Origin of the sequence: Streptomyces sp. NPDC059900 (assembly GCF_050270335.1) — a bacterium.
Classification (GTDB): Bacteria; Actinomycetota; Actinomycetes; order Streptomycetales; family Streptomycetaceae; genus Streptomyces.
The window spans coordinates 1-8,878 of sequence record NZ_JBNNJZ010000344.1; the positions used below are offsets into that span (position 1 = coordinate 1).

Sequence of the window (8,878 nt, forward strand, 5' to 3'; positions counted from 1 at the left end):
CCGCCGGCCTCCCCCCCCCCGAGCGTGTGTCCCCCCCCGCGCGCCGCCGCGGCGCCCGCGCGGGGCGCCCCCCCCCCAAAGGCCCTCCGGGCGAAGGCAACCGCCGGAGGCCCTCACATCCGGCCCCGGCGCCCGCTGAGGGCAGCGTTCCTCGTGGGAAACAGTCAGGATGCCGCCGGGTAACACCGCCCCCGCACGCTGCCGTACATGACCTCTTCGACCCCGAGCCCCGCGCCCCCGCCCGGCGTGGTGGTGATCGGCAGCGGCCTCGCCGGAGTCCGCCTCGCCCAGCGGCTCGGGGCCGGCAGCAACGGCAGCAACGGCAAAGGCACCGGCACCGCAGCCCCCGTCCTCATCGGCGACGAGCCCCACGCACCGTACAACCGCGTCCTCCTCGCCGACGTCCTCGCGGGCCGCTACGGCCCGGAGGTCATCGCCCTGCCCCCCGCCCCCGGCGAGTTCCTGCGCACCCGCGCCGTCCGCGTGGACCGCGCGGACCGGCTCGTGCACTGCGCGGACGGCAGCGTCGTCCCGTACACCACCCTCGTGCTCGCGACCGGGTCGAACCCCGTCCTGCCGCCCCTGCGCGGCCTCTTCGAACCCGGCGCCACCGAACTGCCCCGCGGCGTGCACGCCTTCCGGACCATGGACGACTGCCTGGCCCTGTCCGAGGCCACGCGGCCAGGCACCGGCACAGGCACCGGCACCCGCGCCGTAGTCATCGGCGGCGGCCTCCTCGGCGTATCCGCCGCCCGCGCGCTCGCCGCCCGCGGCGTCCAGGTCGTCCTCACCCAGCAGGGCGACCGCCTCATGGAGCGCCAGCTCGACCCGGCCGCCAGCGCCCTGGTCCACCGGCATCTCACCGACCTCGGCGTCGAGGTGCACACCGAGTGCCGGGTGCGCGGCGTACGGCAGGCCGACGGAGCCGTACGGTCGGTCGAGCTCGCCGACGGTTACGTCCTGGGCACCGACCTCACAGTCCTCGCCTGCGGCGTCCGCCCCCGCACGGGCCTCGCGCAGGCCGCGGGCCTGGCCGTACGCCGCGGCATCGTCGTCGACGACGAGCTGCGCACCTCCGACCCGCACATCCGCGCCATCGGCGACTGCGCCGAGCACTCCGGCGAGGCCCGCTGCCTCGCCGCGCCCGCGCTCGAACAGGCCGACGTCCTCGCGGACTCCCTGCTCTCCCCCGGGGAGGCGCGCCCCTACTCCGGCACCCGCGCCCTCACCCGCCTCACCCTGCACACCGGACGCCCTGACTCCGCTCCCCTGGACCTGGCGGCCTTCGGCGACCCCGAGCACCGGCCCGACGACGACGTCGTCCAGCTCGCGGACGCGACGCGCGGCACGTACCGCAAGGTCATCGTGCGCGGCGACCGGCTCGTCGGCGGCGTACTGCTCGGCGAGCTGACCGCCGTCGGCGCGCTCGCCCGCGCCTGGGAGTCCGACGACCCGCTGCCCGCCGACGGCAGCCCCCTGCTCCACCTGCTCACCAACGACGGAGGCCTCTGAGATGCCCACGGACACCCCCCGCCCCCGCCACAGCGCGCACGACAACACCATCGTGCTGGTCGGGCACGGCATGGTCGGCCAGCGCTTCCTCGAAGCCATCGCCGCGCGCGGCCTCACCGCCACGCACCGCGTGGTCGTCCTGTGCGAGGAGCCCCGGCCCGCGTACGACCGCGTACAGCTCACCTCGTACTTCTCGGGCCGCACGCCCGACGAACTCTCGCTCACGGACCCGGAGTTCATCGAGCAGCACGGGATCGAGCTGTACGTCGGCGACCCGGCCGAGAGCGTCGACCGCGACGCGAAGACCGTCACCGCGCGCTCCGGGCAGACCTTCGCCTACGACACGCTGGTCCTGGCGACCGGATCCTTCCCCTTCGTGCCGCCGGTGCCGGGCAAGGACACCACCGGCTGTTTCGTCTACCGCACCATCGAGGACCTGCTGGCCATCGAGGAGTACGCGAAGACGTACGCCAAGACGGGCGCCGTCGTCGGCGGCGGGCTGCTCGGCCTTGAAGCGGCGGGGGCCCTGCGCGGGCTCGGACTCGACACGCACGTCGTGGAGTTCGCGCCCCGCCTGATGCCGGTACAGGTCGACGAGGGCGGCGGCGCCGCGCTCCTGCGCACCATCACCGGCATGGGCCTGACCGTCCACACGGGCGTCGGCACCCAGGAGATCGTCGCCGCACAGGGCGCGGTCAGCGGCATGAAGCTGTCGGACGGCAGTGAACTCGCCACCGATCTCGTGGTGTTCTCGGCGGGTGTGCGTCCGCGCGATCAACTCGCCCGCGAGAGCGGCCTTTCGGTGGGCGAGCGCGGCGGCATCACCGTCGACGAGCAGTGCCGCACCAGCGACCCGTCCGTGTACGCGATCGGCGAGTGCGCCCTGGCCTCGGACGGCCGGGTCTACGGCCTCGTCGCGCCCGGCTACGAGATGGCGGAGACGGTCGCGGCCGCCATCGCCACGGAGGAGTCGAGATTCACCGGCGCCGATCTCTCCACCAAGCTGAAGCTCCTCGGCGTGGACGTCGCCTCCTTCGGCGACGCGCACGGCGCGACCCCGGACTGCCTGGACGTCGTCTACTCCGACTCGCGCTCGGGAACGTACAAGAAGCTGGTCATCGGCCCGGGCGGCGAGCTGCTCGGCGGTGTCCTGGTCGGCGACGCGGAGGCGTACGGCGTCCTGCGTCCGCTGACCGGCAGCGTCCCGCCGGTCTCGCCGGAGCAGCTGGTGCTCCCCGCGGGCGCGGGCGGCCCGGTGGCCCTCGGCCCGTCCGCACTGCCGGACTCCGCGGTCATCTGCTCCTGCCACAACGTCACCAAGGGCACGATCCGCGGCGCCGTCACCGAGCACAGCTGCACGACCGTGCCCGAGGTCAAGAAGTGCACCAAGGCCGGTACGGGCTGCGGCAGTTGCGTGAAGGTGCTCGGCCAGCTGGTCAACGACGAGCTGGAGGCGTCGGGCGTCGAGGTCGACAAGGGCCTGTGCGGCTGCTTCGGCCAGACCCGCCAGGAGCTGTACGAGATCGTCCGCACCCTGGGCATCACCTCCTACCGGCGGCTCCTGGACACGCACGGCCGGGAGGCGGCGCGCGGCACCGAGGGCTGCGAGACCTGCAAGCCGACGGTCGGCTCGATCATCGCCTCGCTCGCCCCGACGATCGGCGCCGACGGCTATGTCCTTGAGGGCGAGCAGGCCTCCCTCCAGGACACCAACGACCACTTCCTCGCCAACCTCCAGAAGAACGGCTCCTATTCGGTGGTGCCGCGCATCCCCGGCGGCGAGATCACCCCGGACAAGCTGATCGTGATCGGCGAGGTGGCACGGGACTTCGGGCTCTACACGAAGATCACCGGCGGTCAGCGCATCGACATGTTCGGGGCGCGGGTCGAGCAACTGCCCCTGATCTGGACGCGGTTGGTGGACGCCGGGTTCGAGTCGGGGCACGCGTACGGCAAGTCGCTCCGTACGGTGAAGTCGTGCGTCGGGCAGACCTGGTGCCGTTACGGCGTCCAGGACTCGGTCCGGATGGCGATCGACCTGGAGCTGCGCTACCGGGGCCTGCGCTCCCCGCACAAACTGAAGTCGGCGGTCTCCGGCTGCGCCCGCGAGTGCGCGGAGGCCCAGTCCAAGGACTTCGGCATCATCGCCACGTCGAGCGGCTGGAACCTGTACGTGGGCGGCAACGGCGGCGCGACCCCGCGCCACGCGGACCTGCTCGCCAAGGACCTGAGCGATGCCGAACTGGTGCGCCTCATCGACCGGTTCCTGATGTTCTACATCCGTACGGCGGACCGCCTCGAGCGCACGTCGACCTGGATCGAGCGGATCGAGGGCGGCCTGGACCACGTGCGTGACGTGGTCGTCCACGACTCGCTCGGCCTCTGCTCCGAACTGGAGGCCCTGATGGCCGACCACGTCGCGCACTACCGCGACGAGTGGTCCGAGACCATCAACGACCCGGAGCGCCTCGCGCGGTTCGTGTCCTTCGTGAACGCGCCGGACGTCCCCGACCCGACCGTGAGCTTCGTCCCGGAACGGGACCAGATCAAGCCGGACCTGCCCCTCCTGACCATCGGCTCCCGCCCCCGCGACCTGGAAGGTGCTGCATCCTGATGAGCATTCAACTCCGCCTCGAAGACGACTGGTTCGAGGTCTGCGACCGCACGCACCTCCAGCCGGGCCGCGGTATCGCCGCACTGCTCCCCGACGGCCGCCAGGCCGCGCTGTTCATCGACCGCGAGGGCCGCGCGTACGCGATCGACAACCGGGACCCGTTCACGGGCGCTGCGGTGCTCTCGCGCGGACTGCTCGGCGCGGCGGGCGGCCGGACGTTCGTGGCGTCGCCGCTCCTGAAGCAGCGGTTCGACCTGGAGACGGGGCGGTGCCTGGACGACGACTCGGTGACGGTGGAGACGCACGCGGTCCGCCTCGCCTGATCCGGACGACAGGATTACTTGACCGACTGTTCCAGTATTGCTTAGTCTCGCTTCGTGGCCAGGACCAAGGAATTCGATCCGGACGCCGCGCTCCAGTCGGCCCTAGAGCTGTTCTGGCGGCGCGGCTACGAGGCGACGTCGATGGCGGACCTCGTGGCGGAGCTCGGCATCGGACGCGCCAGCATCTACGCGACGTTCGGCAACAAGCACGAGCTGTACCTGAAAGCGCTCGAACGGTACGCCGGGCTCCAGAACCCGCGCCTGCTCGCCGAGCTCTCGCAGCCGGGCCCGGCGCTCCCCGCCGTCCGCGCGGTGCTGCGCCGGTTCGGAGCCGAGGCGGCCTCCGCCGAAGGCCGCCTGAACGGCTGTTTCATCACCAATACGGCCACCGAGCTCGGCCCGCACGACGAGGCCGCCGCCCGCTGCGTCGAACGCAGCTGGGAGCACATCGAGACGCTGCTGCACTCCGCGCTCGTCCGCGCGCAGGCGCAGGGCGAGCTCCCGGAGAGCCGCGACCCCCTGGCGCTCGCGCGCATGCTCCTGACCCTGATGCAGGGCCTTCGCGTGATCGGCAAGGCGTCGCGGGACGGGGCGCGCCTCAGGGACGCCACGGAGCAGGCGCTGAGCCTGCTCGACTGACCTCCCATTTCCTTCCGGACCTCTGGTCTGTTTCCGTTTTCATGCCCTCTTACTGATGCCCTCATACTGAACCGATCGTTCAAGAAAAGAGCTCGTCATCATGACTACACCGGCTTCAGGTACTTCAGCTACTTCAGCGGCTTCACCGACTTCAGGGGCGCGCACCCGTTTCGCCGGCCGCACGGCCCTCGTCACCGGCGGCGGCTCGGGCCTCGGCCGTGCCATGGCGCTCGCCTTCGCCGCCGAGGGCGCGAACGTCGTCGTCGCCGGGCGGACCGAGGGCCCGCTCAAGGAGACCGCGGGCCTCATCGAGGACGCGGGCGGCACGGCGCTTGCCGTCACCGCCGATGTCTCGCGCTCCGCAGACCTCGCGGCACTCGTCGACGCCACCGTCGAACGGTTCGGCTCCCTGGACGTGGCCGTCAACAACGCGGGCATCCTGCGGGGCGGGCAGCCGGTCGCGGAGCTGCCCGAGGAGGACTGGCGGACGATGCTCGACATCAACGTCACCGGCGTACTGCTCGCGCTCCAGGCCGAGGTGAAGCAGATGCGTACGCAGCCGAACGGCGGGGCGATCGTCAACATCGCCTCCACCCTCGGCGCCCACATCCGCGTCCCGGGGACCACCGCGTACGCCACCACCAAGGCAGCGGTGTCCGCGCTCACCAAGGGCGCCGCGGCCGAGCACATGCGGGACGGGGTACGGATCAATGCCGTGAGCCCCGGCTCGTCGGACACGAGCATGTCGCTCCAGGGCGGCGAGAGCGAGGCCGGTCGCACGGAACGCATGAAGACCGCGACGCCGCTCGGCCGCGTCTCGTCGACCGAAGAGGTGGCCGCCGCGGTGCTCTACCTGGCGTCGGACGAATCGGCGTCGGTGGTCGGGGCCGACCTGGTGATCGACGGCGGCGCGGCGGCCTGACGTCCGCCCACCTCAATCCGCCCCTCCCTCATTCCGACTCCCTCATTCCGACTCCCTCACTCCGACTCCCTCACTCCCCCCTCCCCCGGGGCCTACTCTCGGGTAGAAACAGGCACGTGCCGACCGAGCAGCAGGCGTGTGCCGCCCGAGCCGGAGGGAGCCGTGTCATGGCGGGCTGGAACGCGAGCGACATACCCGACCAGAGCGGCCGCACGGCCGTGGTCACCGGCGCCAACAGCGGCATCGGCTATGTCACCGCCCGCGAACTCGCCCGCCGTGGCGCGCGCGTGGTCCTCGCCTGCCGCAGCGTGGAGCGGGGGACGCGGGCCCTGGAGCGGCTGCGGTCCGATGTCCCCTCAGCGGAGGCGGAGTTCAGACGGCTCGACCTCGGGGATCTGAGCTCGGTGCGGGACTTCGCGGCCTCGTACGAGCGTGACGGCGAGGGAGACGGGCTCGATCTGCTCGTCAACAACGCGGGCGTGATGGCGCTGCCCTACCGGCAGACGGCGGACGGCTTCGAGACGCAGTTCGGCGTCAACCACCTGGGCCACTTCGCGCTCACCGGTCTCCTGCTGCCCCGGCTGCTGCGGACGCCGGGGGCCCGGATCATCACGGTGTCCAGCGCGTTCCACGCCCTTGCCAACATCGACATGGGCGATCTCAACAGCGCTCGCAGCTATGGCCGTTGGACCGCCTACTGTCGCTCGAAGTCGGCGAACCTGCTCTTCGTGCACGAACTGGCACGGCGCCTGGCGGCCCGCGGCTACGGCGTCGTGGCCGCCGCGGCCCACCCCGGCTACGCGGAGACGAACCTCACGGCCGTGGCGCCCCGGATGGAGGGCCGCAGGGTCGCCGAACGCGTGATGCAGCTGGGCAACCGCGTCCTGGCCCAGCCCGCGACGGCGGGTGCACTCCCGACGCTCTACGCGGCCACGGCCCCCGGCGTCCGGCCGGACTCCTTCACCGGCCCGCGCGTACTGGGGTGGCAGGGGGCGCCGGGACGGTCATGGCGAGCGAAGTGGACCCTGAACGACACGGCAAGCGAACGGCTCTGGTCGGCGTCGGTGGGGCTGACGGGGGTGGAGTACGGGGCGCTGAAGAGGTAAAGGGGTGAGGTGCAGGGGACTCAGCGGGGTTCAGGGGGTTCAGAGAAATCAGGGAGATCAGGGAAAGCCCTCTCACCGCAACCCGGAGGCCTCGAAAACCCGCTTGGCCGCATCCCCGTCAAGCCGGGCCGAGAGGCGGCCGAGGACTTCGGAGCCCGTCCGCAGCAGCCCGCACGCCCGTGCGTCCCGCGCTCCCGCGTCGAGGCGGTGCAGCAGCAGCGGATTCTCCGCGAGCACCCGGGGGTCGACCTCCACCCGGTTCCCGAGCGAGTCGCACAGCACGAGCCGCGCCGCGACCCCCTCGCTGTACCGCACGGCGGTCAGCAGCCCCGTACACACATGCCGGCGCCGCAGCAGCCCCCGCACACCGAGCCACCCCGGCCCCGCCGTGACCCGCACCGGATGCAGGACCAGATAGAGCAGCCCCGAAAGCCCCGCCCACAGCCCGCCCCGCAGCACGTTCAGCGTGCCGTTGCCCAGATCGACGAGGTCGACCAGAACAAACAGCGCGACAGCGCAGAAGCAGGCGGCCCGCACGTCGGCACCCCAGCGCCGGTCGGCCACGACCCCGGCACCACCATCCCCGCCAGATCCCATGTCCGGCACGGTAAGCCGGACTCCGCGCCAAGTCACCGGCGTTGACGGCCCGCATACTCCCCGTCCACGCTCCTTTACGCACCGCTGATAGGCCCGGCTGACGCGCATCGCCGGTAAACGGACCGCTGACGTGGCGGCCCCGCGGAGTCAGGCCCCCACCGTCCCGTCCACACCCTCCCGCAGGAAGTCCGCGTGCCCGTTGTGGCGGCCGTACTCCAGGAGTACGTGCACCATCACCATCCGCAGCGAGACCTCCTCGCCCCACCTCGGCTGATACCCGGTCCGGTCGAGGGACCCGGCGTTGCGCTCGACGCGGCGCGAGTTCTCCACCTCGGCCTCCCAGGCGGTGAACGCCTCATGCCGGGTCGAGGCGCTCGCGTCGTACGCCGCCTGGAAATCGATCGTGTCGGACCAGACCATGGGCGCGTCGTTGTCCTCGAACACCCGGCGGAACCAGGCGCGCTCGACCTCCGCCATGTGCCGTACGAGACCGAGCAGCGAAAGCGTGGACGGCGGCATCGACTGCTGCCGCAACTCCTCGTCGCTCAGCCCTTGGCACTTCATGGCGAGCGTCGCGCGGTGGTAGTCGAGGAAAGCCCGCAACGTGTCGCGCTCGCCTCCGACATGGGGCGGATCAATGCGAGCGTCACTGGTCATGGGCCTGCTCCTAGTCCGTTCTTTCCGAGCTTTCCGTGCTTGCGGAAGGAGCCGGTATCCCCACCCGCCCCGCAGGTCACGGTCGCACTTCAGCGATCAAGATAACGATCAAGATCGGGAACCGAAACAGAATGCTCGTTACTCTTTCGCTTGACCGGACACCGTCAGCCAAACCGCTGGTGTGCGCCGGGCGCAGGAAAACGACATAACGGGGGAATGTTTCGATGTCGAACCGGCCGGCCGACTGGCACGTACTCGACTTGGACAAGGATCCGACTCCGGGCGATCCGCACCGGGTTCGGAGCCTCGCCAAGAACTTGCACGACTTCGCCGACGACGTCTCCAAGGTCCTCCGTGACATCAAGGGGATGGCGGGCGAGGACGCGATCCTCACGTGGGCGGGCAAGACGGCCGAGTCGTTCACGGCGGAGTTCGAGGACGCGCCGGGCAAGCTGAAGAAGCTCAAGAAGAGCTACGAGATGGCCGGCGACGCCCTCTCCGCGTACTG

At 71.3% G+C, this 8,878-nt stretch carries 9 protein-coding genes; 7 read left to right on the plus strand and 2 right to left on the minus strand.

Annotated elements, in window-relative coordinates:
* Positions 1–207: 207 nt before the first annotated feature.
* The 6 genes from ACQKIP_RS31700 (at position 208) to ACQKIP_RS31725 (ending at position 7,116) form a co-directional block, all read left to right on the plus strand.
* Positions 208–1,512, plus strand: coding sequence for an NAD(P)/FAD-dependent oxidoreductase (locus ACQKIP_RS31700; RefSeq protein ID WP_365852108.1), 1,305 nt, complete (start codon positions 208–210; stop codon positions 1,510–1,512).
* Position 1,513: 1 nt separating this feature from the next.
* Positions 1,514–4,126, plus strand: a complete 2,613-nt coding sequence (gene nirB, locus ACQKIP_RS31705) for a nitrite reductase large subunit NirB (protein WP_365852106.1) — start codon at positions 1,514–1,516, stop codon at positions 4,124–4,126.
* A complete protein-coding gene (gene nirD, locus ACQKIP_RS31710) occupies positions 4,126–4,449 on the plus strand; it encodes a nitrite reductase small subunit NirD (protein WP_365852104.1) in 324 nt (107 codons plus the stop codon). The genes nirB and nirD overlap by 1 nt, the downstream gene beginning before the upstream one ends.
* Positions 4,450–4,503: 54 nt before the next feature.
* Positions 4,504–5,088, plus strand: a complete 585-nt coding sequence (locus tag ACQKIP_RS31715) for a TetR/AcrR family transcriptional regulator (protein ID WP_365852102.1) — start codon at positions 4,504–4,506, stop codon at positions 5,086–5,088.
* Positions 5,089–5,188: 100 nt separating this feature from the next.
* Positions 5,189–6,010, plus strand: a complete 822-nt coding sequence (locus ACQKIP_RS31720; protein ID WP_365852100.1) for an SDR family NAD(P)-dependent oxidoreductase — start codon at positions 5,189–5,191, stop codon at positions 6,008–6,010.
* A 167-nt stretch (positions 6,011–6,177) separates the two neighbouring features.
* A complete protein-coding gene (locus tag ACQKIP_RS31725) occupies positions 6,178–7,116 on the plus strand; it encodes an oxidoreductase (protein WP_365852098.1) in 939 nt (312 codons plus the stop codon).
* A gap of 72 nt (positions 7,117–7,188) precedes the next feature.
* Here the strand turns inward: ACQKIP_RS31725 and ACQKIP_RS31730 are convergent, their stop codons facing one another.
* Together ACQKIP_RS31730 and ACQKIP_RS31735 are read right to left on the minus strand one after the other, a co-directional pair.
* The gene (locus ACQKIP_RS31730) at positions 7,189–7,713 is read right to left on the minus strand and encodes a hypothetical protein (protein ID WP_365852096.1); all 525 of its coding nucleotides are present in this window, start codon (positions 7,711–7,713) and stop codon (positions 7,189–7,191) included.
* A 147-nt stretch (positions 7,714–7,860) separates the two neighbouring features.
* Positions 7,861–8,370: a DinB family protein gene (locus ACQKIP_RS31735; RefSeq protein WP_365852094.1), complete on the minus strand. Its 510-nt coding sequence runs from the start codon at positions 8,368–8,370 to the stop codon at positions 7,861–7,863.
* A 224-nt stretch (positions 8,371–8,594) separates the two neighbouring features.
* On the opposite strand from ACQKIP_RS31735, the gene ACQKIP_RS31740 reads away from it, so the two are divergent.
* Positions 8,595–8,878: putative T7SS-secreted protein (locus ACQKIP_RS31740; protein ID WP_427744849.1), on the plus strand; the 284-nt coding region annotated here is incomplete at its 3' end.